Below are 24,228 nucleotides of genomic sequence, written 5' to 3'. Positions count from 1 at the left end.
ATCGCTCCGGCCCAGGGTTGCCGTCCTGGGCCGGAGCGGCTCGTCGAGGTGGTCGCGGCGCTGCGGCGGGCCGGCTCACCGGGTGCGGTCGGCCCGAGCGCGGGCGATGCCGGCGCCGATCAGGCGTACGCCTCGGGCTGTCGCGGGGTGAAAGCCGAGCAGGTCGTGGGCCCGGCGGATGCGATAGTCGAGCGTACGCGGGTGGATGTTGAGGGCGGCCGCGGTACGGAGACGGTTCATGTCGTTGTCGTAGTAGGCGGCGAGCGTCTCGACAAGATCGGGGCCGGCGGAGAGACGGCGGGTGAGGTCGTCGAGCCAGCTGTCGACCGCGGGCAGCTGTGCGACCGCGAGTTCGATCAGGACGTCGGCGACCGTGTGCAGGCACTCCGGCCTCGGCTGCGCGGGCGCGACACCGCTGACCCGGCGGGCCAGGTCGGCGGTCGGGGCGAGGTTACCGGTGGAACCGGCGGTGGTACCGATCGACAGCGGACGGCCGACGGCGTCGGCGAGACCGCGGATCACCGCGAGAGCGGTCTGCTGATCCGCGGCGACGAGCGTTCCGACCGCCCCCGGCATCGGGGTCAGCAGGACGAACTCCGACGGCGTGCGCCACATCATCGGCGTGCGGTGCGCGTGCAGAAGCGTCTCGATGGTCCTGGCGCGCACCTTGGCGGTCAGGCGTCGCGTGTCGCCTCGGATGGTGACGATAGTGACCAGGTACTGCCCGTGGTGGGGCAGGGCGAGGTCACCGGCGAGCTGACCGGCGGCGGGGTCGTCGTGGAGCAGTGCCAGCGTGAGGCGCTGTATCCGCGCTGCGAACGGCACGCTGCGGTGCTGCCCGGCGAGGAAACCCCGGGTGTACGCGGCCTGGGCGACTGCGCCCTGCGGGCCCAGCCACCGCAGCATCCGCATCACGTCTTCGATGTCGTCCGGCCCGGCCGCCTCGCGGATCTCCTGAAGTGTCAGTGTCGAGTGCAGCATCAGCACCTGGCGCTGGGCTCCGGCGGAGATGCCGCGCTCGCCGCGCTCCTGGCCGACCGACTCCATCTGCCGCAGGTCGTCGTCGGTGAAGGGCTGCTCGTCGGCCGCGAGCGTAGCGGTGCGGCGGCGGAGCAGCACCGCGAAATCCAGCATCGCGGCGAGCCCGTGGCTGGACACATCGACCTGCCGAAACTCGGGTAGCTCGCGTTGGTAAACCCGAACAGCCCGTCGGGCGTTGCGGTCGACCTGCTTGCTGAGCTGGTGGAACAGGTCTCCCATTGAAGCCCCTGCCTCGAAGGTCCAGCCGTTCCCGCGTCACCTCAACCTCAGAGATTAGTGCCCCCGCCCGAGTAAGAGCCAGCGGTCCGCGAAGGGTGGCACCGCGTTCGATCGGGTCACCACAAGTGACAAGCAGGTTGCCCGATCGCGCATCCGGGTTGTCACCGATGACGAAGACAAGCCGGTGGTGCGCGGTCCACGCTATTGGCGTCCGTCGATAGCAGGGCGAAGGAGAAGTCGCCATGGGACGTCAACCGGTACGTACGCTCGTCGCCGCCGCGCTGGCGGTCGCCCTGGCTGTTTCGGGTACGGCGACGCCGGCGCACGCCGCCGACGGCACGGTGCCCGTGCAGAAGGTCGGCACCACTGTCATCCAGCTGCTGAACCTGTTCAGCGACGGCGGGCTCAGCCCCGAGGAGATCGCCCAGCTGGTGACCGACACCATCTTGGCGGTCGACGATGCCGAGTCGGTGGTGCTCACGCACATGGACGCCCTCGCCGCGGCACCGTGGCTCGGCGCGGCTCGGGCGCACGTCGTGGAGTTCAACGACATAGAGATCTTCGAGGAGGAGACGCTCTGGGACTGGGCGATGGCCGTCACCCACGACGCCGACGTGGCGGCGAGCGTCTTCAACGCGATGACGGACAGGAAGTCCCGCAACGACCTCGGGTACGCGATCCACACGCTCTACCCGATGGCGCTGACCGCCCGGGTCAAGGCCGGGTTCGGCACGACCACGCTGATGCGCCACTACCGGGAGGCACTGGAGTCGATCGTGGAGAACCTCAAGCCGGTCTGCGCACCCCCCGCGCAAGGTGACCTGGACCCGCACCCGTCGATCTACCACGTCGTGCACGTCTGCACCGCGCCCGACGGTCGGCGACTGGAATTCCGGGACTACGAGTACTTCGGCGACTGGGTGGAGGGCCCGTACTCGCCGGAGTCGCTGCTGGAGGCCGCCGGGGCGGGCACGAGCTGGGCGGTGGCCCGGGCGGTACTACAAACGATGGACAACCAGGGAGGCGATCGGTGACAAGACTACGTAAGCGATTCGCTACCGGCATGGCCGCTGCGGTGCTGGCCACCGGGCTCGTCGTGCCGGGCGGCGCCCGACCGGCGCAGGCGGCCGTCGACCCGGCTACGGTGGCGACGATCATCCAGTTCGCCGCCGCGGCCTACTCGTACTTCAACAGCTCGCAGAACGGCGGCCTGACCCTCGAACAGGCGACCAGCCAGATCATCGGCGCGGTCAACGCCTCGCGGGACGCGATAAACGCACACGCCGATGCGCTGGCGGTGGCCGAGGCGACCGGCTGCGTCCGGCACCACGTGCTCGAGTTCGCCGACATCGCCGAGTTCCCGCTCAGCCTCAAGCAGCGCTGGGCGCAGGACGTGACAAGCTGCGTGACGCTCATCGACGCGCTGTGGAACGCGGTCACCAACGCCTCGGCGAAGAATCAGCTCGGCATCCTGCTCGGCGCCATCGGGCCGATCGCGCTGATCGCCCGGGCCCAGGCCCGCTTCAGCGTCACCGAGCTGAGGTCGTTGCTGGTCAACGCGTTCACCCGGGTGCAGACCCAGTGGCAGCCGTACTGCATGGGAACCCCGTACGGTGTCAACGAGGAGTTCTGGATGAACTACCACGATCCGATCTGGCTCAACGGCGGCTTCTTCTGTTCCGGCCCGTACGACACCGTCACCCGTACGCACGTGGCCCAGGCATCCGCCGGCGGCATGGGGCTCTTCCAGTACGGGGCGCTCATCCAGTACGACTTCAGCCCGCTGATCGACGCGGCGTCGAAGCAGTACGCGCACGGGGTCGCGGTCGCCTCGCTGGCCCAACTGCGCCCGTAGGTCGTCTCCTCCACTGGTTTCTACGCAGGGGCAGGCGGGTAGGTCGGGCCGGACGAACCACCTGCCCCTGTGGAGGACCATCCAATGCGAGACGACTTTGGTGACGCGGTGGGGGACACCCTCCGCTCGATACTTCTCTTCCTGCCCAAGGCGCTCGCCTTCGTGGCCATTCTGGTTGTCGGCTGGCTGCTGGCCAAGGCGGCGCTGAAGCTGGTCAACCGGCTGCTCGAACGGGTCGGCTTCGACCGTGCGGTCGAGCGCGGCGGCATCCGCCGGGCCCTGGCCCGATCCCGCTACGACGCCAGTGACATCGTCGCCCGGCTCGCCTACTACGGGATCCTGCTGCTCACCCTCTACCTGGCCTTCGGGGTCTGGGGGCCGAACCCGATCTCCGACCTGATCGGCGGGGTCATCGCCTGGCTGCCCCGCGCCTTCGTGGCGATCGTCATCGTGGTTGTCGCCGCCGCCATCGCCAGTGCGGTGAAGGACATCATCTCCGGTGCGCTCGGCGGCCTGTCCTACGGCCGGCTGCTGGCCACCGCCGCTTCGGCGTTCATTCTCGGACTCGGCATCATCGCCGCGCTCAACCAGATCGGTGTGGCGACCACGGTGACCACGCCGGTCCTGATCGCCGTGCTGGCCACCATCGGCGGCATCCTCGTGGTCGGGGTCGGTGGCGGGCTGGTGCGTCCGATGCAGAGCCGCTGGGAGTCCTGGCTCGCCCGGGCCGAGCAGGAGTCGCGGACCATCGCCGAGCACGCGCGGGCCTACTCCGCCAGCCGGCGCGAGGCCGACGAACGTCCCGCCGATCCCGCTGCCGGCGCGCCCACCTACGCGTCGGACGCCGCCGCGCCCAGCACCTCCCACCCGGTCGACGCGGAACCGGCTGGCCACACCGCACCCGCCTCCACCGGTGACGACCCGGAGGCGACCCAGGTCGTCACCGGCCCCGCCATCGACCCTGACGCGACCACGCCGCTGCCCCGCCAGGACCCGGCCCCGACGCAGCCCTCGGCGCCGTCGGAGAGCGACCCGGAGGCCACCCAGGTGGTCACTCCGAACCCGCCGCAGGTGCCGGCACCGCGCGACTCCGCCGACAGCGACTCGACAATCGTGCTGCCGAAGACCGGCGAGCAGCGTTGACCGGCGGGCGGGACGGGACCGGCGCCGGTTCCGTCCCGCCCAGGCCGTTGGCTGCGCCCGAATCACCTGTGCGGAGACGCCGAGTGGGGCGTTAGCATCAGCGGCATGACCTGGCGACATTGATCCGTCATCCGAGGCCGTGGGCCGCCACGAACGCCATTACACCGGCGTCCGTGACCGTCCCACCTGAAAGGCCCCGATGACCCCGACCTCGCCGCGTGCCCGCCGCCTGGCCGGCACGCTCTACGCGTACGCGTTCCTCACCGACCTGGTGCTGCTCTACCCGGTGTACGCGCTGCTCTTCGCCGACACCGGCCTGTCGGTCGGGCAGATCTCCTCGTTGTTCGTCATCTGGTCGCTGGCCAGCATCGCGCTGGAGGTGCCCTCCGGCGCCTGGGCCGACGCGACCTCCCGACGGCGGATGCTCTGCCTCGCGCCGCTCTGCACCGCCGCCGGCTTCGCCCTCTGGACCCTCGTCCCGTCCTATCCGGCGTTCGCCGCCGGGTTCGTCCTCTGGGGGGCTGGCGGAGCGCTCGCCTCCGGCGCGACGGAGGCTCTGGTCTTCGACGAACTCGACCGGCTCGGTGCCGCCGACCGGTACGCCCGCGTCATCGGCCGGGCGCGCACCGCCGGCACCGTGGGGGTGCTGGCGTCGATCGTGCTGGCCGCTCCCGTGCTCGGGGTCGGTGGCTACCCGGCGGTTGGTGCGGCCAGCGTCGCGGCGTGCCTGCTCGCCGCAGCCGTCGCCGTCCGTTTCCCCGAGCAGCGGCAGACCGTCGGCCGAACCGGCGGCGCGTTCTCCGCGCCGGTTGACCTCGACGCCGATCTCGCCGTGCCGCGTGGCGTCGAACGCGCCGCGTCGGCTGGCGTCGACGCCGATCTCGCCGCGCCGGCCGTGGGCAGGGCGGCCGCAACCGTGGTCAGTGGGCCGGCGGACACCGTGACGGCCGCCGACCCGGACGGGGACGAGCTCGGTTGGTGGCAGGAGCTGCGCGCGGGAATCGCCGAGGCCCGAGGTCACCGGTCGGTACGCCGGGCGGTGCTGCTCGTCGCCGGGGTCGGTGCCGTCTGGGGCGCGCTCGACGAGTACACGCCGCTGCTGGCCCGCGACACCGGCGTCGCGCTGACCACCGTGCCGTTGCTGCTCCTGATCGTCACGCTCGGGCAGATCGTCGGCGGTCTGCTCGCCCCGGTCGGTCAGCGGTTCGGCAGTCGTGGCTACGCGCTGCTGCTGGGCGGCTCCGCGCTGGCCCTGGCCGGGGGCGCGCTGTCGGGTCACCCGGCCGCGTTCGGGCTGGTGGCAGTGGCGTTCTGCGGCCTTCAACTGGCCTCGGTGCTGGCCGACGCGCGACTACAGGCCCGGATCACCGGGCCGGGGCGGGCCACCGTCACCTCGCTCGCCGGCATGGCCACCGACCTGACGATCATCGTCGTGTACGGCGGGTACGGTCTGGTCGCCACCGTGGCGGGCAATCCGGTGGCGTTCGCGGTCGCCGCCGTGCCGTACCTGCTGATCGCGGTGGCACTGGCGATCCGGCCGTCCGACGAGCGGAGACCGCTCGCGTCGGTGGGGGTGACCCGGGGCGGTGACCAGCTTCAGCCCAGGTCGTCGTCCAGGTAGACCCAGCGGCCGTCCTCACGGACGAAGCGGCTGCGTTCGGTCACCGTGCCCGGATCGCGTCCCTCCCGGTAGTGGGCCCGGAACTCCACGGTGCCGGTGCTGTCGAACAGGCCACCGCCGTCGGTGTCGAGCACCTCCAACCCGGTCCAGCGCTGCGCGGGATCGAGGCGCAGCCGTGGGGGCCGGGTGCGGGAGTGCCAGCTGCGCAGCAGATAGTCCGGGTCGCCTACGGCGAAGGCCGCGTACCGGGACCGCATCAGCGCCTCGGCCGTGGGCGCGTCCGCCTCACCCCGGTGCAGCCGTCCGCAGCAGTCCGCGTACGGCAGGCCCTGCCCGCACGGACACGTCCCGGTCACCTCGGATCCGCTGGCTGGTCGTCTGTCTCGCTTGGCCACGTCGCCATCCTTCCGGTCACGGCGTCGGCCACGGTCACCGGGGCGCGTCGGCCTTCCGGACGTGCCGGTCAGCGGGATCCGGTGCGGGGGTTCCGACGGTTACCGAAGGACTCCATCGTGGTGGCTCGCTTCGCCGGTGCCGGGGTGGCCGAACGGGACCGGGATGCGGCGGCCTGGGAGGCGGAGGTCTTCCTGGTTGGTGCCCGCTTCGTACCCGTGGCCTTCCCCGCCGGCGCCGTCGTGCTGGACGCTCTCGCCGCCGTCACCTTCTTCGCGGGCGCCTTCTTGACCGGCCCCGACTTCTTCGCCGCGGTTGCCTTGGCGGTGGGTCGGCGGGCCGGGGTGGCGGTGGCGGAGACGGCCTTCTTGCGGGCGACGCGGGAACTCGTCGGGGTGGGCTTCGTGTCGGGCGTCTTCGCGGCGGTGGCCCCGGTGGCCCGCTTCGCCGCCGTGGCCGCCTTCTTCGCCGCCACCTTCCGTGGCGGCGGGCCACCCTTGTCCGCGCCGGTCCGCTTGCTGGCCCGTGCTGGCTGCGCCATCGTCGCTCCTTGCGAATCTGCCGTGGGCGACCGTTCTTCCCGGAGCCCCGACGGTCAAACGCGGGTTCACGCTGCCCGGGTGGCGAACACGATGACATTGTCGACGTACTCGCCGGTGTCCCGGTCGAACCGACCGCCGCAGGTGATCAGTCGGAGGCCGGCCGCGTCGCCCGGGCCGTAGACCAGGTCCGTGGGGAACCGGTCCTTCGGATACGCCTCGACGTCGTGCACGGCGAAGCGCACCATCCGGGCGTCGGTCCGGACGATCTCGATGGTGTCGCCGGGACGCAGCCGTCCCAGGTGGAAGAAGACGGCCGGCCCGTCGGGGGAGTCCACGTGACCCACCAGTACCGCGTTGCCGGTCTCACCCGGGCTGACCCCGGGCCGGTACCAGCCCGCCACACCCGGGCGGTCCAGCGGGGGCACCTCCAGCGCCCCGGCGGCGTCGGCGGCGACGGAGATCAGCGGTGCGCGGATGCCGACGGCGGGGATGCGTACCTCCACAGGAGCGGCCCGGGGCAGCGGCGACAGATGCGGCGCCGGAACCGTCCGGTGCGGCGCCGTCGCGCCGTCGGGTTGCGGCGGTCGCGCCGGTAGCCGCGTCAGGCCCGTGCCGACCAGCGCGAGGCCGGCCACCGCGAGCGTCGCGATCAGGAACCGGATCACCTGGTACGCCCGCACGGGAACCTCCGTTCGCGGTGCCCGCGTAGGTGCGGAAACTCCGTCTTCCGGTGCCACCTCGGGTGCCCGCACCGTCGAGCACGGTGCGGGCACCCGTCGCAGGATGGGATGGGGTGAGTCGTGGATCAGTGGGTCGCGGCGGTGACGGCGTGGCGCCGCCGGGCCACAATGACGGCACCGCCGAGCGCGGTGGCCAACAGGGTGGCGCCGGTGGCCAGGGTCCCGGCACCGTCGTCGCCGTCACGGCCGCCGGCCTCGGCACCGCCGATCGGGGTGACCGTGAAGGTCGCGCTGCCGTCGGCCGTACCGTCGCCGCAGGTGGCGGCCACCGTGTAGGTGCCGAGGGTGAAACCGGCGGTGAACAGCTCCGCGCTCAACCCGCCACCGGCGGCTGCCGTGGTGGAGCGAACGTTCTGGTCGCGGTCAGGCCCGGTGACGCGGAAGATCGCGTCTCCTGATTTCGGGTTGCAGCCCGTCGCGGTGAGTACGACGGTTCCACCGACCGGCGTGGTGGACGGCGACACGGTCGTGTCGGCCAGCGCGGTGCCGGGCAGCAACAGCGCGCCGAGAGCGATGCCACCTGCCGCCGGTATGAGAACTCTTCTTGCCTTCATACGCGTCTTCCCTCACTTTTCGTCCGCTGACTGCGTGGGACGTCGTTCGGGTGGCCAACTCCGTGACTAGCACCGGTGTGCCCAACACTAGGTGGCCTTGAGACTCGATCCGGTGAAAATGAGAAATCCTCGTTGCCGTCCGGTGTTCTCCCGGACGCCGTAGGCGTCGCGGAAGGGGCGATCGGGGTACGCCGTGTCCGGCTGAGGTTGTGGGTGCGATGCCCGGTGGTCTGCGCCCGCGCCCCCCGTCCTCCCCCCGTTTCTCCTCGTTGATCATGAGGTTGGCGGCATGTTTGATCTCCAACTCTGCCGCCAACCTCATGATCAACGGGTGGGGTCTGGGGGTTTTGGGGGTTTTGGGGTGGGGGTGTCGGGTTCGGGGATGAGCACCCGGGAATGGTGGGGGCCGGCGGGTCGTTGGACACTCCCGAACGGCCGTGAACGACTGCCCGTCACGGCGGGTGCGGGCCGCCGGGAATGATGGCGGGTCGGTGGTCGTTGGACATGGTCCCGGCGATGCGAAGCGGCCCTTCGGGCCCCGCGTCCCGGAGATCTTTCCCCCTCTTTGAGCGCCTGGTGGTGCTTGCGTGCGCGTGTCTGCTGTCCCCCCGGCGGGTGTGCGTGCGTTGACCCCCGATTGGAGCTTGGTCATGAACACGATGCTGCGGAAGAGTGTGCTGGGTGTTGCGGGTCTGGCGTTCACCGGTGGTCTGTTCGCCGGTCCGGTGGCCGCTCACGCCGATGTCACCCCGGTCAAGACCGTCCCGGTCGCGGCGGTGCCGGCTGACAAGCCGGACATGGGCAAGTTGCTGCCGCACGGCGCCCCGGCCAACCAGTCGACGATCGAGTTGAACGACGAGCAGATCGCGAATGTGAAGGCGATCATCGCGGCGACGAAGAAGGCCGGTATGGACGAGCGGGCCGCGGTGGTGTCGATCGCGACCGCTCTGCAGGAGTCGAAGTTGGAGAACCTGGGTCACCTGGGTGACCGCAACGACCACGACTCGCAGGGTCTGTTCCAGCAGCGCCCGTCGTCGGGCTGGGGCACGGTGGAGCAGATCACCGACCCCGAGTACTCGACCCTCGCCTTCCTGAAGGGGTTGAAGCAGGTCGACGGCTGGCAGGACATGCCGCTGACCGAGGCCGCGCAGACGGTGCAGGTGTCGGCCTACCCGGACCACTACGCCCAGTGGGAGCAGCAGGCCGCCGACCTCGTCGCCCAGCACTGGACCAGCTGACCCCCACCACGGTCAGACAACAACCACAAACATTCCTCCACAGGGGGAGCAAGAACCGCTGGCCGGCACCCAACCAGGGTGCCGGCCAGCGGGCTTTGTGGCGTTCGGAGACCGGCCGAAGAACTCGGTACCGCCCCTGCGCATCCGACCGGCCTGCGGATGTGGCAGCGTGATCGGATGGACTCCCCGCCGGTCGACGTCGATCTCGCCCTGGTGGGCGGGGGTGGAGCGGCGTCGCTGGTGCTGGCCGCGTTGGCTCGGCACCGCGTACGCGACGTGCGGATCGCCGTCGTCGATCCGGTGCACCGGCGTGGACAGGACCGCACCTGGGCGTTCTGGGGCCAGCCCGGCAATGACCTGGACGAGTTGCTCAGCGCCAACTGGTCCCGGGTCGAGGTGGTCACGCCCGACACGCAGCACGCCCTGGATCTGACGCCCCTGCGGTACGCGATGTTGCGCTCCGGCCCGATCTACGAGCGGGCCGCCGAGGCGGAGCGGAGCCTGGGCGTGACCCGGATCGTCGCCGCTGCCGGAAGTGTCGACGACGATGGTGAACGGGTGCTGGTGCGTACCGTCGACGGTCGACCGCTGCTGCGGGCCCGCTGGCTGCTGGACTCCCGGCCGCGGCCACCGCACCGGCCCGGCCGTACCAACTGGTTGCAGCACTTCCGGGGCTGGTGGTTGAGAGCCGACCGACCGGTCTTCGACCCGGCGCGGGCGGTCCTGATGGACTTTCGCACCCCGCAGCCTGCCCGGGGGGTCTCCTTCGGCTACGTCCTGCCCGTCGACAGCCGGTACGCCCTGGTCGAGTACACCGAGTTCTCACCCGACCTGCTGACCGGAGCGGCGTACGACGCGGCGCTGGCCGGATACCGCGACCTGCTCGGTCTCGACCCGGCCCGGCTCACGGTCGCCGAGGTCGAGAACGGCGTCATCCCGATGACCGACGGCCCGTTCGTGGCCCGGCCTTCGCCGCGAGTGGTGCGGCTCGGCACGGCTGGCGGTGCCACCCGGCCCTCGACCGGCTTCACCTTCTCGGCGATGCACCGTCAGGCCGAACAGGTGGCCCGGGCCGTCGCGGCCGGCCGGCCGCCGGTGCCGGCGCCCGCGTACCCCGACCGGCACCGGTGGATGGACGCGGTCGCGCTGCGGGCACTGGACGGTGGTCTGGTCAACGGTCCGGAGTTCTTCGGCCGTCTTTTCGATCGCAACCCGGCCAGCCGGGTGCTGCGCTTCCTCGACGGCGACACCACGGTGGCCGAGGACCTGGCGGTGATGCGCTCCACCCGACTCCGACCGATGGTCACCGCCACCGTCGCCGATGCCGCCGGTCGGCTACGCGACCGGCTCGCGCCGTCGCGCCGCCCGTCGTGGACCGTGCCGCCGCCCGTCGTCGACCGCGAGCCGCCGAACGTCGAGGCCCCAGGTCACTGAGCCACGGCGGTGTCGGCGTCGGACTGGTGGTGGCCGGCGGCGAGCGCCCGCAGCTGCGGGCCGTCCAGCCGAAGCACGTCGATCTCGTCGACGGTGCGGGCGTGCAGCCGTCGGTAGAAGCGCAGCGCCGGATCGTTGGTACGCAGCACCCACCACTCAAGGCGGCCGCAGCCGCGTGCCACGGCCAGCCTCGCCAGGTGGGCCAGCAACGCCCGACCGACGCCGTCGCCGCGATGCTCCGGCCGGACGTACAGGTCCTCGAGGTGGATGCCGGGCCGGCCGGCCACGGTGCTGTAGGTGGGGTAGTGGAGCGCGAAACCGACCGGGTCGCCGGCGATGTCGGCCACCACCGCCTCGGCCACCGGCCGGTCGCCGAACAGCGCGTTCGCCACGTCCGCCGGTTGTGCCGCCACCTCGCCGGGATACTGCTCGGCCTCGGTCAGCTCGACGATGAAACGGTGCAGCATCTCCGCATCGCGCGGCTCCGCCGGGCGGATCAGCAGCCGACCGTCGGTCACGACATCACTCACTCCGCCGACCCTAGCGCGATGTCCGGGAACGGTCACCGGACCGCCGCCGGGACCTCGTCGCGACACCGCCAACGCTGGACGCCGCACTGACGGCCCGTCGAGCGACCCAGGGGCCCGCGGACGGTAGGGTCTGCCGCCATGGTGGACGAGACGAACGGCCGGGTGGTGCGGATCTGGACCGACGGGGCGTGCAGCGGCAACCCCGGCCCGGGCGGCTGGGGCGCGGTGCTGCGCTACGGCTCCCACGAGCGTGAGCTGCGCGGCGGGGAGGCGGACCCGACCACCAACAACCGAATGGAGCTGACCGCCGCCATCGAGGCGCTGGAGAGCCTGACCCGCCCGGTCACCGTCGAACTGCACACCGACAGCACGTACGTCCGCAACGGCATCACCAGCTGGCTGGCGTCGTGGAAACGCAACGGTTGGCTGACCGCCGCCAAGCAGCCGGTGAAGAACGCCGACCTGTGGCAGCGGCTGGAGACGGCAGGCGCCCGCCACCAGATCACCTGGCTGTGGGTGAAGGGCCACAACGGGCACCCGGAGAACGAGCGGGCCGACGCGCTGGCCAACCAGGGCATGAACGAGGCGCGGAAGGCCGCCGCGCCGGTCCGCCGCTGACCACCGGTTCAGCGGGGACGGCCGCGCCGCGACGCTCTCGGCGAGGCGAGCGGCAGCTGCGACCAGTGGGCCGGGCGGCTGATCCGTCCCGGCAACCGGGTCCGCAGGTCGCCCCGGGCGGCGTCGACCTGCGACCGGTGCAGGAAGAGAGCACCGGACAGGTCGGCCCCGCGCACGTCGGCCCCGCGCAGATCCGCGCCGGTCAGGTCGGCTCGGACCAGGTCCACTCCACGCAGGTCGGCGCCGACCAGCGACGCGCCCCGCAGGTTCGCCCCGCGCAGGGTGGTGCGGCGCAGGTCGCGGCCGACCAGCGCGGCGCCGCGCAGGTCGGCGCCGGCTCCGCCCCGGGCGCGGGCCAGCTCGGCGGTACGCGAGAGCAGCGAGTTGACCGCCGCCCGATGCGCGTCGACGTCGGTGGCGAGCAGCGTTTCCGGGTCGCCAACGGTCAACCGCTCAGTCTCGGCGAGCGCGGCTGCCAGCCCCGCCCGCAGGTCGGCTGGCGGACTCAGCCGCAACGCCTCGGTGACCAACCACAGCAGCTCGTGTAGCGGGCGCATCACCGCGAACACGTCGAACATCTGCCGTGCGCGGCGCGGCTGGTCGCGCCAGTCCCGACCGCCGAAGGTGACCTGGGCGACCCGCTGACCCGCGCCGAAGCAGTCGAAGACGGTGCAGCCGGGGAAACCCCGTTCGCGAAGCTCGGCGTGGATGGTGCAGCCGAAATCCGCTCCCAGGTTGCGGCACGGCTGGCCGGCGGGCTTGTCGAGCGCGAAGTCGGTCGACGCGGCGAAGGCGGGGGCGACGCAGCACAGGCCGAAGCAGCGGGCACAGTCGGCCCGCAGTTCGTCGGCGGCCGGCCCACCCTCCTCGGACACCGGCCCACCCTCCTCGGACATCCGATCCGTTCCTCCTGGCGGCGGTCGGATAACGTCTAACAGCTCTATTGCCTGCGGTGGATCCCTCTGACATATTCCTGCGTGGACGCTGCCAGCGACGGTCGCCAATCCGGATGCCGCGCTGCGGTGACGCCGTCATGCCGGAGGAACCCTCGTGAAGCGTAGACGTCGCCATCTTCTTGTTGGCCTGGCGGTCGGTGCCCTGGTGGCGTCGACAGGTCTGGTCGGCATCCACTTCGCCGGCGCCGAGGTGCCGGCACCCGTCGCGGTCGGCGGGGAGATGCCCAACGCCCTCGGCACCCACCTGGAGCGGCTGCGCCGAGCCGTACCCGGCGACAGCGGCATGTCACCCGACGGACCCGGCGGTGCCGCGCAGCAGGCGTTTCTGGAGCGCGCCTACCCGGCGGACGCGATCACCATCGCTCAGTTGGACCGGTCGAAGGCAGCCTTCACGGCGGCCGACAAGCGGTTCAAGGGTAGCCGGAAGTGGACCAACGTCGGCCCGAGCGAGGCGCTCTACCCGTTCACCGAGTACCGCAACGCCTTCAACTACGTGCCCAACGAGTACGTCGCCGGCGGTCGGGTCACCTCGATCGACATCAGCCCCGACTGCTCCAAGCTGCTCTGCCGGGCGTACGTCACCCCGGCCGGTGGCGGCGTCTGGGGCACCCTGAACATCCTCGCCGCCGAACCGAAGTGGTTCTACCTGGGCGGCCCGCTCGGCATCAACGCCGCCGGCGCGGTGACGATCGACCGCAACGACCGTACCGGCCTGACCATCTACGTCGGCACCGGCGAGGCCAACACCTGCGGCTCCGGTTGTGTCGCCGGCGTCGGCCTGTACCGATCCACAAACGGTGGTCTGACCTGGTCCGGCCCGCTCGGCAAGGACGTCCTCGGCGGCAAGGGCATCGGTGAGATCACCATCAAGCCCGGCGACCCCAAGACTCTCTACGTGGCCACCACCACGGCGCTGCGCGGCATGTCCAGCTCCTGCTGCACCGGGGTCACCCGGCCGGTGCCGGACGCCGAGAAGTGGGGCCTGTACAAGTCCACGAACGGCGGCAAGAGCTGGAAGTTCATCCACAACGGCTCGGCCGACGCCACCGCCTGCACCGGCAGCGCCGCCGAGTACAACAACACCGCCACCTGCTCGCCGCGCGGCGTACGCCAGGTCAAGCTCGACCCGCGCGACGCCAACATCGTCTACGCCAGCTCGTACGCTCGGGGGGTGTGGCGCTCGTCCGACGCCGGGGCGACCTGGACGCAGATCAAGCCGTCGCTCAACCCCGCGATGTTCCAGACCCGCCCGGCGATCGACGTGACCGCCCTGCCCGGCGGCAAGACCCGGATGTACGTCTACGAGGGCAACACCGGCACCCCGTACTCGCGGCTGTTCCGCAGCGATGACGTGGCCGCCGGATCGCCGACGTTCACCGACCTGACCAGCTCCAACCCGGCCGATCCGGGCTTCGCCACCTACAACCAGTGCACCGGCCAGTGCTGGTACGACGTGTTCGTGCACACCCCGGCGGGGCACCCCGACATCGTCTACACCGGCGGCTCCTACGTGTACGGCGAGACGGTGGCCAACAAGCGGGCCGTGATCCTCTCCACCGACGCCGGGGTCAGCGGCACCGACATGACCTACGACGGCACCGACGAGTTGCACCCCAACGGCCTGCACCCCGACCAGCACGACCTCGTCACCAACCCGCGCAACCCGTACCAGTTCTTCGAGGCCAGCGACGGCGGCGTGATGCGCTCCAGCGGTGAGTTCGTGGACCGCTCGTCGTGGTGCGACAACCCGGACCGCAACCTGACCAAGCCGGGCCAGCAGGACCGCTGCCGGCAGATGCTGTCGAAGATCCCGTCGAAGCTGGACGGCGTCAACAAGGGCATGAACACCTTGCAGTTCATCAGCCTCTCGGCCAGCCCGCACGACGTGAACCTGTTGCAGGGCGGTACCCAGGACAACGGCACCTGGGAGAACAAGGGCCAGCGTCAGCGCTGGGTCAACACGATGATCGGTGACGGCGGGGCCTCCGGCTGGGACGTCGCCCGCCCCGAGTTCCGGTTCCACACCTACTACGACGTCTCGCCCGAGGTGAGCTTCGCCAACGGTGACATCGCGAGCTGGATCTGGACCGCCGACCCGATCTACGGTCAGCCGGGCAGCCTGTTCTACGCCCCGGTGATCAGCGACCCGAAGGTCAGCGGCACCATGTTCGCCGGCACCGGACTGTCGGCGTACCGCACCAAGACCTTCGGCCTGGGCGACCGCAGCCTGGCCGAGGCCGACCGGATCTGCAACTCCTGGACCGGCACCTACGAGGAGGACTGCGGTGACTGGGAGCCGCTGGGCACCACCAACCTGACCGGTACCGGCTGGGGCGACCGGGCCGGCGGCGCGGTGTCGGTCATCCAGCGGGTCGACTCCGACAGCTCCACCGCCTGGGCGGCCACCAGCACCGGCCGGGTCTTCGTCAGCCGCAACGTCGACGCGGAGCCGGCCGCCGCGGTGACCTGGACCCGGGTGGACACCGCCGCCACGCCGAACCGCTTCGTCACCAGCATCCACATCGACCCGGCCGACCCGGCCCGGGCGTGGATCTCCTACAGCGGGTACGGCTCCAACACGCCGACCACCCCCGGCCACGCCTTCGAGGTGACGGTCACGGCCGACGGGGCGACCTGGAGCGACAGGTCGTACGACTTCGGGGACCAGCCGATCACCGATCTGGTCCGCGACGACGTCACCGGCGACCTGTACGCCTCCACCGACTTCGGGGTGCTGCTGCTGCCCAAGGGCAAGAAGTCCTGGACCAAGGCGGCTCGCGGTATGCCCAACGTCGAGGTGGCCGGCCTGACCATCGTGCCCGGCGAGCGGATCCTCTACGCTGCCTCGCACGGTCTCGGCGCCTGGAAAATGACGTTGAAGTAGGGAACACGATCATCGGCACAACATTGGTGAGGGGTCGCGCTCGCGGCCCCTCACCGCTGCCCGAACGGGCCGCCCGGCTGTGGCGTACGCTCGGCGCGGCCTTCGTCCTGTTGGTTTTCGTTCCGCCCCTGCTGCTGCTGGTCTCCGGCTCCCTCACCGAGCCCGGCCTGCCACCGTCCCCGACGCCGCAGCTGGTGCCCGAACCACTCTCCACCACCGGCTACGAGCGCGCCCTCGACCTCGGCGGCCTGCTGCGTGCCTCGCTCAACTCGCTGCTCGTCGCCGTGGTGGCGGTGCCGTTGAGCGTGCTCGTCGCCGCACTGGCCGGCTTCGCGCTGGCCAGAATCGCGCCACGCGTCACCGCTGTCGTGGTGGCCGCCTCACTCGTCGCGCTGATGGTGCCGGCGACCGCCCTGCTGGTGCCCCGCTTCGCGATCTTTCGGCTGCTCGGGCTGACCGACACTCTCGTACCGTTGATCGCGCCGGCGCTGCTGGGCACCTCGCCGCTCTACGTCCTGGTCTACTACCTGGCCTTCCGGGCCCTGCCGGCCGACCTGTACGACGCCTGCCTGGTGGAGGATCTGTCACCGCTGCGGACCTGGTGGCGGGTCGCGCTGCCGCTGGTGCGCCCGGTGACCGCCGGGCTGACCGCGCTGACCTTCGTGCTGACCTGGTCGAACTTTCTCGACCCGCTGATCTACATCTACGACCGGGAGCTGTTCACCCTGCCGCTGGCGCTGCGGTCGCTGTCCCTGCTGGACCCGACCAACTTTCCCGTCTTCCTGGCGGGGGCGGTGATCGCCACGGTGCCCGCGCTTGTGGTCTTCGCGCTGGCGCAGCGGCGCTTCCTGCACCATGACGACCGATCCGAGGGATGACCATCGTGCGAATCAGATCCCTGTCCGCCCTCGCGTTGAGCACCCTGCTCGCCCTCACCGGCTGCGGCTCCGGCGGCGGGTCGTCCGCCGGTGATCCGGTCAAGCTGCTGGTGTTCGGCGCGCCGGAGGAACTGGGCGCGTACCGCACCCTGATCGAGGCGTACCAGCAGGCCCGGTCCGGCGAGCGGATCCAGCTGATCGAGGCCAGCGACCGCAAGGACCTGCTGGCCCGACTCGCCACCTCGGTGGCCGGCGGCGCACCCCCGGACCTGTTCCTGATGAACTACCGCTTCTACGGCCAGTTCGCCGCCAAGGGGGTGGTGGAGCCGTTGGACGAGCGGATCGCCACCTCGTCGGTGCTCGACCCGGCGGACTACTACCCGGTGGCGATGGAGGCGTTCCAGTGGGACGACGCCCAGCTGTGCCTGCCGCAGAACGTCTCCAGCCTCGCCGTTTACTACAACCGCAGCCTGTTCACCAGGTACGGGGTGCCCGAGCCGACGGCCGGCTGGACCTGGAACGACCTGGTCACCACCGCCACCCTGATGACCCGCGACGACCGGGGGCTGGTGATCAAGGGTACCGAGGCCGAGGGGGCGGCTCGGCTGCCCGCCGTGCACGGGCTCGGCGTGGAGCCGTCGATCATCCGGCTGGCCCCGCTGGTCTGGTCCAACGGCGGCGAGATCGTCGACGACCCCGAGCGACCGACCCGGCTCACCCTGGACAGCCCGGCCGCCCGCGAGGCGCTGCGGAACCTGATCGACCTGCGGCAGGCGTACGGGGTGGTGCCCAGCGACGCCGAGGTGGAGGCGGAGGACGACGAGTCACGCTTCCTCAACGGCCGGCTCGCCATGCTGATGACCTCCCGCCGAGCCACCACCAACTTCCGCACCATCACCGGCTTCGAGTGGGACGTCGCACCGCTGCCGGTCTACCGGCAGCCGGTGGGGGTGCTGCACTCCGACGCGTACTGCATGACCCGCGGGTCACGGAACAAGGACGCCGCGTGGCGGTTCATGGAGTACGCGATGTCTGAGGAGGGACAGCGGATCATCGCCGCGACCGGGCGCACCGTGCCGTCGCACATGGAGGTGTCCCGCTCACCGGCGTTCCTGGACCCGGATCAGCCGCCCCGTAACTCGCAGGTCTTCCTTGACGCCATCCCCACCGTCCGGGCCCTGCCGACCGTCTCCACCTGGCCCGAGATCGAGGATCTCAGCTACGGCATCCTGGAGAACGCCGTGCATCGCGGCGACAAGCTCGACGACGTGATCCGCGAGCTGGACGCCAAGAGCCGGCCGATGTTCGCGCGGGGAGAGAACGGGTGACCGACGGGCTCGTCCTCGACGGGGTCAGTGCCGCCTACCGCGACACCGCCGTGCTGCACGAGGTGGACCTCAGCGTCGCCCGGGGTGAGCTGTTGGTGGTGCTCGGCCCCTCCGGCGCCGGCAAGTCGACGGTGCTGCGGGTGATCGCCGGGCTGGAACCGGTCACCGCCGGTCGGGTCCTCATCGCCGGCCGCGACGTCACCGAGGAGCGACCCGGCCGACGCAACGTGTCGATGGTCTTTCAGTCGTACGCCCTGTTTCCGCATCTGACAGTGGTCGAGAACATCGCCTTCGGGCTGGAGGTACGCGACATTCCGCGCCGGCTGGCGCGCGAACGGGCCCGGGCGGCGGCCGAGACGGTGGGCTGCGCCGGGCTGCTCGACCGCCGGCCCGGGCAGCTCTCCGGCGGGGAACGTCAACGGGTCGCCCTGGCCCGGGCGCTGGTCCGCGAGCCGGACGTGTTCCTGCTCGACGAGCCGTTGTCCAACCTGGATCTGGCGTTGCGCGCCGAGATGCGGACCGAGCTGCGGGCCCTGCACGACCGGATCGGGGCGACCATGGTGCACGTCACCCACGACCAGACCGAGGCGCTGGTGCTCGCCGACCGGATCGCGGTGCTGCGCGACGGGCGGGTCGAGCAGGTGGGCACCCCGGACGAGATCTGGCGCACCCCGGCGAGCAGCTTCGTGGCCCGGTTCGTCGGCTCACCGGCGATGAACCTGCTGCCGGCGGACGGCCCGCTGCGACCGCGAGGCGACGCGCCCACGCTGAAGGACGAGGAACTGCTGGAGATCGGGTTCCGACCCGAGGCCGTTGCGCTCGACTCGACGGAGGGCACCCCCGCGACCGTCGACCGGGTGGAGGTGATCGGCGAGGACGCCTTCGCGTACCTCCGCCTCGCCGCCGGACAACAGGTGGTCGCCCGGGTGCCGGCTGCCCGCCGGCCCGACCGGGGCGCGACGGTACGCCTCGACGTACGGTGGGCGGACACGCACCTGTTCCACGTCGCCACCGGCCGCCGGTACCAGCCGTGAGCGCCGGCGGTGCGGCGCCGGGCCGGCGGGCGGCCCGGCCGGTGCGCAGCCCGGACACCCGGACGCGGCGGCAGCTGGCGTTGATGCTGACGCCGTACCTGATCGGGCTGGTCGGGTTGGTGCTGGTGCCGGCCCTGGTCACGCTCGGCATGTCGGTCACCGACTACGACCTGCTGCGCCCGCCGACCTGGGCCGGGCTGGACAACTTCGCCGCCCTGCTGGATGACCCGATCTTCCGGGTGGCGCTGCTCAACTCGGTGGTCTTCGCGCTGGTGGCCGTACCGCTGCGGGTGCTGCTGGCGCTGGGCCTGGCGCTGCTGCTGCACCGCCGGGCGGCTGGCGTCGGCACCGCCCGCACCGCCACGCTGCTGCCCACCGCCGTACCGGAGATCGCGTACGGCCTGCTCTGGCTGTGGCTGTTCAACCCGCTGTACGGGCCGATCAACCAACTGCTGCGGGTCGGCGGGGAGAACGGGCTGACCGTGCTGGGTCGTACCCCGCCGCAGTGGTTGACCGACCCGACAAGCGCCCGCGCCGGGATCATCCTGATGAGTCTGTTCACCATGGGGGAGACCTTCGTGGTGCTGCTGGCCGCCCGGCGGGCGCTGCCCCGCGACGTGTACGAGATGGCCGCCATCGAGGACGCCACCGGCTGGGACGTCTTCCGCCGGATCACCCTGCCGCTGCTGGCTCCGGTGCTCGCCCTGCTGGCCGTCCGCGACGCCGTGGCCAGCCTGCACTTCACCTTCGTGCCGGCATTCGTGGTGACCGACGGCGGCCCCCCGCCGTACGCCACCACCTACCTGTCGCTCTTCGTCTACCAGACCGGATTCGAGTACCTGCGGTACGGCTACGCGGCGGCGGCGACTCTGGTGATGATGCTGCTGACCGTCGCCGCGGTGCTCGTGCAGTGGCGGCTCATCCGCCGCTACCGTCGCTTCTACCAGGTGTGACCGTGGCGCGGGGCCCCTGCTCTCCAGCGGTGTTACGGGCCCAGCGCAGCAGAGCGGTGAAGGCCAGCGCGGCGGTCACCGCGCCACCGGCGAGCCGCACCCGGTGCCCGGCGACGAACTCCTCCGCCACCTGGCGCAGGTACTGCGGTGAGTGGGTGCCCACCGGGTCGACGAACATGATCTCGTTGCGGGGCCAGAAGAAGACGACCGAGAAGAGGAACTCGCAGGCGACGAAGACCATGGTCGCGGCGGCGACCCACCACCGCAGTCGGCGATCTCGCCAGGTGAGCACCGTGGTGGCGACGCCGAGCAGCACCACCGAGGCGCCCAGCGGCGGGAAGTAGTCGCTCGGGCCGCTGACGCTCAGGAAGTCGCGGGCGCGCTCCAGCGATGCCGGGGCGTCGTGGAAGATGTTCGGGTAGAGCATCACGGTCTCGGCCGCCACGCCGCCGAACGACATCATCGCCGCCCAGGTCAGCGCGATCAGGCCGAGCCAGGTCAGTCTGCTGCGAGACACCGGTCCTCCTACCGGTTCGGCGCCCGTCCGGGCGCGGTCGGTCCGTTGCGCTACGAACGCTAGGTCGGCGACGGTGGGTCATCTGCCGTCTGGCGACGCGAATGAGGGTCGCCTGTCGACGTACCGCAGCGGCTGTCCGGCACGTCCTAGGGCGATGGTCGGCCGCGGCAGGTGTAGGGGCGGCGAACCGGGGTAGCTGCCCCCGATGGAGGTGGTCGAGGAGTCGCCGTACCGGTTCCGGATCGAGCGGCGCGACCCGATGCGGGTGCCCGGGGTGGTCTTCGCGTCCCGGTCCCTGCTGCCCGACCCGGCGGCGGACCGGTCGCTGGGCCAGGTCGCCAACGTGGCCACCCTGCCTGGCATCGTCGACGCCTCGTACGCCATGCCGGACCTGCACTGGGGCTACGGCTTCCCGATCGGCGGGGTCGCCGCCACCGAGGTCGAGGCGGGTGGAGTGGTCTCGCCGGGCGGTGTCGGATTCGACATCTCGTGCGGGGTCCGGCTGCTCGCCGCCGACCTCGGTCGCGACGAACTACGCCCGCACCTGGACGCGGTGATGGACGGGCTCGGCGCGGCCACCCCCCGGGGCATGGGCAGCGGGGCGGTGTGGCAGCTGACCAGCCGCGACGAACTGGACGCGGTGCTGCGCGGCGGTTCCCGGTACGCGGTGCGGCGTGGCTTCGGCGTGGAGCGGGACCTGGACCGGTGCGAGGACCACGGCGCGGTGGACGAGGCCGACCCGACCCAGGTCAGCGAGCGGGCGATCGAGCGCGGCGCACGCCAGGTGGGCAGTCTCGGCTCCGGCAACCACTTCCTGGAGGTACAGGCCGTCGAGCAGGTGTACGACGAGCCGGTGGCCGAGGCGTTCGGGCTGCGTACCGGCCAGGTCTGCGTGATGATCCACTGCGGTTCGCGGGGCCTGGGCCACCAGATCTGCACCGATCACGTGCGGATCATGGAACGGGTGATGGACCGGCACGGTATCCGGGTACCGGACCGGCAACTCGCCTGCGCGCCGGTCGCCTCCGCGGAGGGACGCGCCTATCTGGGCGCGATGGCCGCGGCGGCCAACTACGCGCGGGCCAACCGGCAGCTGCTCGCCCACGCGGCGGGGCAGATCTTCCAGCGGCAGACCGGTCGGCGACTCGACCTGGTCTACGACGTCTCGCACAACCTCGCCAAGATCGAGGAACATGTCGTGGCGGGAGCCGCGCGGCGGCTGTGCGTCCACCGCAAGGGGGCCACCCGTGCCTTGCCGCCGGGGCACCCCGAGTTGCCCGAGGACCTGCGCGACGCCGGCCAGCCGGTGCTCATCCCCGGCTCGATGGGCACCGGCTCGTACGTGTTGACCGGGGTGGCCGGCTCACCCGCCTGGGCCTCCACCTGCCACGGGGCGGGCCGGGTACGCAGTCGCAAGCAGGCCGTCTCCGCCGGGCACGGCACCGACCCACGCGGCCAGTTGGAGGCGCAGGACATCGCGGTACGCGGAGCGTCGCGGCGCGGCCTGGCCGAGGAGATGCCTTCGGCGTACAAGGACATCACGGCTGTGGTCGAGGCCGCCGAGGGCGCCGGCCTGTGCCGCAAGGTGGCCCGGTTGGTGCCGCTCGGCGTGGTGAAAGGCTGAGCGCCACCTGCCCGATGGCTCGTGGCCGGTGCCGACGGGCCGGTGACGTCACACGTCCAGGGTCACCGCACAGGACCAGCCGTTCCCGTCCGGACCGAAGCGCAGTTCGTGCAGCGAGACCGCCTTGGGCACCGCGCCGGTGAGTTCCAGGTCGGCGGTGGCGCTGGTACGCCAGCGCACCAGCAGCCCGTCGACGCCGTCGTCGATCACCTCGGTCGCCAACGGCAGCTCGTCGGTGGTCTCCATCCGGAAGATCACCTCGTCGAGGACGGCCACCAGCAGGTCCCCGTCGGCAGCGGCCGGCGCGTGGAACACCCGTTCGGCACGGGGGCGGGCCCCGCCGGGGTCGGTGAACGACCCGACCAGCGCGGCGACCGCCTCGGCCACACAACCGGCCCGGTCCGGTGCCCACGCCTCGATCCGCACGTCGGCGGTGTGCGGTACGCACCGGTGTCCCCGAGCTGGCTCCATTGCTCGATGATGCCTAGTGCGCGCCGAGCCGGGCGATCGGTTCGACCAGTTCGCGTTCCTCGTAGGACAGGTGGGACAGCAGCGTGTCGCTGAGCAGGTCCACCGCGGCGCGCAGGTCGGCCATTCCGTCCGGGGTGGCCACGAAGGCGACGAGCGCCCGGTCGACGCCCTCCAGCACGTCGTGGATGGCGTGGTGTTCCTCCTCGAGCCGGTCGATGACCGGTGCGAGCCGTGGGTCCGCCCGCCGCAGGTGCGGAAAGAGCGACCGGTCCTCGATCGTGTGGTGGGTGGTGACCACCCGGCAGTACGACTCGCAGTAGGTGCCCAACGTCCACTTGTTCTGCCGCATGGTCATCGTGTTGATGTGCGAGCGGGCCGCACCCACGTCGATCAGACCGGCCGCGACCTGCTCGATCAGGTCGTGGATCTGGGCCAACTCGGCACGCAGACCGTCGTGCACATCGATCAGGTGCTGCGCGCCGGCCTGCTCGTGCGCCGTGTAGGTGCGCTGCGGATCCGGGGCCGGTCCGGCCGGTCGGGCCGCTTCGTCCCACATCCGCACGTCGCTGCGGCGTACGCCGTCATCGGGTGTCGGCACCACGGCGAACGGCGCCGCGCCGACCGTGGCCGGTCGGCCGGTCGGGCCGGCCGACGTGGTGTCGCGGCGCGTGCCGCCGGTGGCGTCGGCCGGGTCGGTCGTGGTGCGGGTCTGGTCGGCCGGGGCGCCGGTCGGGGGGTCGGCGCGTTCGGCGGCGACCAGTTCCCGGGTGGCCGGTGCCACCTCGGCGGCGAACCGCCGCAGGTCGTCCGGATCATCGCTGCCCAGGATGAAGGTGCTGATCCCCTCGGTCAGGGCCAGGTCGGCGAGTTCCTCGGCCCACTGCTCGGCCGGACCGTCCAGCGGGCCACGCCCGGTGGACGCGAACCGTCCGTTGACGTTGAGCAGCCGACGCACGTCGGCAGGGGAGCGTCCGGCATCGGCGGCAGCCTCGTCGATGATGGCGTTGCCCCGGGCCAGATCGCCGGGTTGCAGGTAGGCCAGCGAGGGCAGCCAGCCGTCCGCCCGCCGCCCGGTCAACGCCAGCATGCGCGGCTTGTAGGCGCCGAGCCAGATACCTACGTCGTGGGCCGGGGCCGGCCCGCGCTTGGCGCCGACCGCCCGGTGGAACTCGCCGGGGACCCGGACGCCGCCCTGGGCGTCGACGTCCCAGATCTGGCGGATGATCTCGATTGCCTCCTCCAGGGCGCGTACCCCCTGGCCGGGGGAGAGGCGTCGGCCCCCCATCGCCTCGATGGCCTCCCAGAACGCGCCGGCGCCGAGGCCGAGTTCCATCCGGCCGCCGCTGAGCAGGTCGAGGCTGGCCACGCCCCGGGCGAGCACGGCGGGCGGGCGCAACGGCAGGTTCGTCACGTTGGCGGACAGGCGTACCCGTTCGGTGCGAGCCGCGACGAAGCTGAGCAGTGTCCAGGTGTCCAGGAACGCCGGCTGGTACGGATGATCCTGAAACGTCACCAGGTCGAGCCCGACCTGCTCGGAGAGCATGGCCAGGCCGACCGGCCGGGTCGGGTCGGCGTTGCCGGGCGTGAGGAACGACCCGAAGGTCAGTGGGTGCCCGTAGTCGCTCATCTCGGCCGTCCTTCCGGTCCTGCGGCGC

The 24,228-nt window shown here is 71.6% G+C and carries 22 protein-coding genes and 1 pseudogene; 13 read left to right on the top strand and 10 right to left on the bottom strand.

Annotation, left to right across the window (positions count from 1 at the left end; genetic code table 11):
- Positions 1-75: 75 nt before the first annotated feature.
- On the bottom strand, positions 76-1,260 hold the full coding sequence (locus tag KBX50_RS00900; RefSeq protein WP_210933732.1) for a CdaR family transcriptional regulator: 1,185 nt from the start codon (positions 1,258-1,260) through the stop codon (positions 76-78).
- 242 nt (positions 1,261-1,502) lie between these two features.
- On the opposite strand from KBX50_RS00900, the gene KBX50_RS00895 reads away from it, so the two are divergent.
- From KBX50_RS00895 to KBX50_RS00880, 4 genes and pseudogenes are all read left to right on the top strand, one after another.
- The gene (locus tag KBX50_RS00895; RefSeq protein WP_210933730.1) at positions 1,503-2,294 is read left to right on the top strand and encodes a hypothetical protein; all 792 of its coding nucleotides are present in this window, start codon (positions 1,503-1,505) and stop codon (positions 2,292-2,294) included.
- On the top strand, positions 2,291-3,115 hold the full coding sequence (locus KBX50_RS00890) for a hypothetical protein (protein ID WP_210933728.1): 825 nt from the start codon (positions 2,291-2,293) through the stop codon (positions 3,113-3,115). Before KBX50_RS00895 ends, KBX50_RS00890 begins: the two co-directional genes overlap by 4 nt.
- A gap of 84 nt (positions 3,116-3,199) precedes the next feature.
- Positions 3,200-3,845, top strand: a pseudogene (locus KBX50_RS33745) (hypothetical protein); the annotation flags it as partial.
- Between the two features lie 612 nt (positions 3,846-4,457).
- Positions 4,458-5,879 carry an MFS transporter gene (locus KBX50_RS00880; RefSeq protein ID WP_210933726.1) on the top strand — a complete coding sequence of 474 codons (1,422 nt, stop codon included), beginning with the start codon at positions 4,458-4,460 and terminating at the stop codon, positions 5,877-5,879.
- Here KBX50_RS00880 and KBX50_RS00875 read toward each other — a convergent pair.
- The 4 genes from KBX50_RS00875 to KBX50_RS00860 all read right to left on the bottom strand — a co-directional run bounded on the left by KBX50_RS00875 (position 5,855) and on the right by KBX50_RS00860 (position 8,108).
- Positions 5,855-6,274 (bottom strand): YchJ family protein, encoded by a 420-nt coding sequence (locus KBX50_RS00875; protein ID WP_307870785.1) that lies wholly within the window; start codon positions 6,272-6,274, stop codon positions 5,855-5,857. The two genes, KBX50_RS00880 and KBX50_RS00875, sit on opposite strands and share 25 nt — an antisense overlap.
- 68 nt (positions 6,275-6,342) lie before the next feature.
- Positions 6,343-6,813 carry a hypothetical protein gene (locus tag KBX50_RS00870; RefSeq protein WP_210933725.1) on the bottom strand — a complete coding sequence of 157 codons (471 nt, stop codon included), beginning with the start codon at positions 6,811-6,813 and terminating at the stop codon, positions 6,343-6,345.
- Between the two features lie 66 nt (positions 6,814-6,879).
- Entirely contained in the window at positions 6,880-7,494 is a 615-nt protein-coding gene (locus KBX50_RS00865) for a class F sortase (protein WP_210933724.1), read from the bottom strand.
- A gap of 125 nt (positions 7,495-7,619) precedes the next feature.
- Positions 7,620-8,108 carry a hypothetical protein gene (locus KBX50_RS00860; RefSeq protein WP_210933723.1) on the bottom strand — a complete coding sequence of 163 codons (489 nt, stop codon included), beginning with the start codon at positions 8,106-8,108 and terminating at the stop codon, positions 7,620-7,622.
- Between the two features lie 650 nt (positions 8,109-8,758).
- On the opposite strand from KBX50_RS00860, the gene KBX50_RS00855 reads away from it, so the two are divergent.
- Both KBX50_RS00855 and KBX50_RS00850 read left to right on the top strand, forming a co-directional pair.
- Positions 8,759-9,346, top strand: coding sequence for a hypothetical protein (locus KBX50_RS00855; RefSeq protein WP_210933722.1), 588 nt, complete (start codon positions 8,759-8,761; stop codon positions 9,344-9,346).
- A 159-nt stretch (positions 9,347-9,505) separates the two neighbouring features.
- A complete protein-coding gene (locus KBX50_RS00850; protein ID WP_210933720.1) occupies positions 9,506-10,780 on the top strand; it encodes a lycopene cyclase family protein in 1,275 nt (424 codons plus the stop codon).
- On the opposite strand, the gene KBX50_RS00845 is transcribed toward KBX50_RS00850, so the two are convergent.
- Positions 10,774-11,310 carry a GNAT family N-acetyltransferase gene (locus KBX50_RS00845; RefSeq protein ID WP_307870784.1) on the bottom strand — a complete coding sequence of 179 codons (537 nt, stop codon included), beginning with the start codon at positions 11,308-11,310 and terminating at the stop codon, positions 10,774-10,776. The genes KBX50_RS00850 and KBX50_RS00845 overlap by 7 nt on opposite strands.
- A 138-nt stretch (positions 11,311-11,448) precedes the next feature.
- On the opposite strand from KBX50_RS00845, the gene rnhA reads away from it, so the two are divergent.
- Positions 11,449-11,928: a ribonuclease HI gene (gene rnhA / locus KBX50_RS00840; protein WP_210933718.1), complete on the top strand. Its 480-nt coding sequence runs from the start codon at positions 11,449-11,451 to the stop codon at positions 11,926-11,928.
- Positions 11,929-11,936: 8 nt separating this feature from the next.
- Here rnhA and KBX50_RS00835 read toward each other — a convergent pair whose 3' ends face one another.
- Positions 11,937-12,824 (bottom strand): pentapeptide repeat-containing protein, encoded by an 888-nt coding sequence (locus tag KBX50_RS00835; protein ID WP_210933717.1) that lies wholly within the window; start codon positions 12,822-12,824, stop codon positions 11,937-11,939.
- Between the two features lie 154 nt (positions 12,825-12,978).
- Here KBX50_RS00835 and KBX50_RS00830 point away from each other — a divergent pair, with 154 nt between their 5' ends.
- The 5 genes from KBX50_RS00830 to KBX50_RS00810 all read left to right on the top strand — a co-directional run bounded on the left by KBX50_RS00830 (position 12,979) and on the right by KBX50_RS00810 (position 19,961).
- Positions 12,979-15,768 (top strand): sialidase family protein, encoded by a 2,790-nt coding sequence (locus KBX50_RS00830; RefSeq protein WP_210933716.1) that lies wholly within the window; start codon positions 12,979-12,981, stop codon positions 15,766-15,768.
- Between the two features lie 26 nt (positions 15,769-15,794).
- Positions 15,795-16,646, top strand: a complete 852-nt coding sequence (locus tag KBX50_RS00825; RefSeq protein WP_210933715.1) for a carbohydrate ABC transporter permease — start codon at positions 15,795-15,797, stop codon at positions 16,644-16,646.
- Positions 16,643-17,974 carry a sugar ABC transporter substrate-binding protein gene (locus tag KBX50_RS00820; protein ID WP_247672870.1) on the top strand — a complete coding sequence of 444 codons (1,332 nt, stop codon included), beginning with the start codon at positions 16,643-16,645 and terminating at the stop codon, positions 17,972-17,974. The genes KBX50_RS00825 and KBX50_RS00820 overlap by 4 nt, the downstream gene beginning before the upstream one ends.
- Positions 17,971-19,008 (top strand): ABC transporter ATP-binding protein, encoded by a 1,038-nt coding sequence (locus tag KBX50_RS00815; protein ID WP_210933714.1) that lies wholly within the window; start codon positions 17,971-17,973, stop codon positions 19,006-19,008. Before KBX50_RS00820 ends, KBX50_RS00815 begins: the two co-directional genes overlap by 4 nt.
- 83 nt (positions 19,009-19,091) lie before the next feature.
- Positions 19,092-19,961, top strand: coding sequence for a carbohydrate ABC transporter permease (locus KBX50_RS00810; RefSeq protein WP_210934358.1), 870 nt, complete (start codon positions 19,092-19,094; stop codon positions 19,959-19,961).
- Here the strand turns inward: KBX50_RS00810 and KBX50_RS00805 are convergent.
- On the bottom strand, positions 19,927-20,478 hold the full coding sequence (locus tag KBX50_RS00805; protein ID WP_307870783.1) for a DUF1772 domain-containing protein: 552 nt from the start codon (positions 20,476-20,478) through the stop codon (positions 19,927-19,929). The two genes, KBX50_RS00810 and KBX50_RS00805, sit on opposite strands and share 35 nt — an antisense overlap.
- 205 nt (positions 20,479-20,683) lie before the next feature.
- Here KBX50_RS00805 and KBX50_RS00800 point away from each other — a divergent pair, with 205 nt between their 5' ends.
- The gene (locus KBX50_RS00800) at positions 20,684-22,102 is read left to right on the top strand and encodes an RtcB family protein (protein WP_210933712.1); all 1,419 of its coding nucleotides are present in this window, start codon (positions 20,684-20,686) and stop codon (positions 22,100-22,102) included.
- 48 nt (positions 22,103-22,150) lie between these two features.
- Here the strand turns inward: KBX50_RS00800 and KBX50_RS00795 are convergent, their stop codons facing one another.
- Together KBX50_RS00795 and KBX50_RS00790 are read right to left on the bottom strand one after the other, a co-directional pair.
- Positions 22,151-22,573, bottom strand: coding sequence for an archease (locus tag KBX50_RS00795; protein ID WP_210933710.1), 423 nt, complete (start codon positions 22,571-22,573; stop codon positions 22,151-22,153).
- A 13-nt stretch (positions 22,574-22,586) separates the two neighbouring features.
- Positions 22,587-24,200 carry an LLM class flavin-dependent oxidoreductase gene (locus tag KBX50_RS00790; RefSeq protein WP_210933708.1) on the bottom strand — a complete coding sequence of 538 codons (1,614 nt, stop codon included), beginning with the start codon at positions 24,198-24,200 and terminating at the stop codon, positions 22,587-22,589.
- Positions 24,201-24,228 lie beyond the last annotated feature (28 nt).

The organism is Micromonospora sp. C51 (assembly GCF_018070435.1).
In the GTDB taxonomy this organism is placed as follows: domain Bacteria; phylum Actinomycetota; class Actinomycetes; order Mycobacteriales; family Micromonosporaceae; genus Micromonospora; species Micromonospora sediminimaris.
The sequence above is the reverse complement of the archived record's forward strand: the minus strand, read 5'-3'. Positions and strand labels throughout refer to the sequence as shown.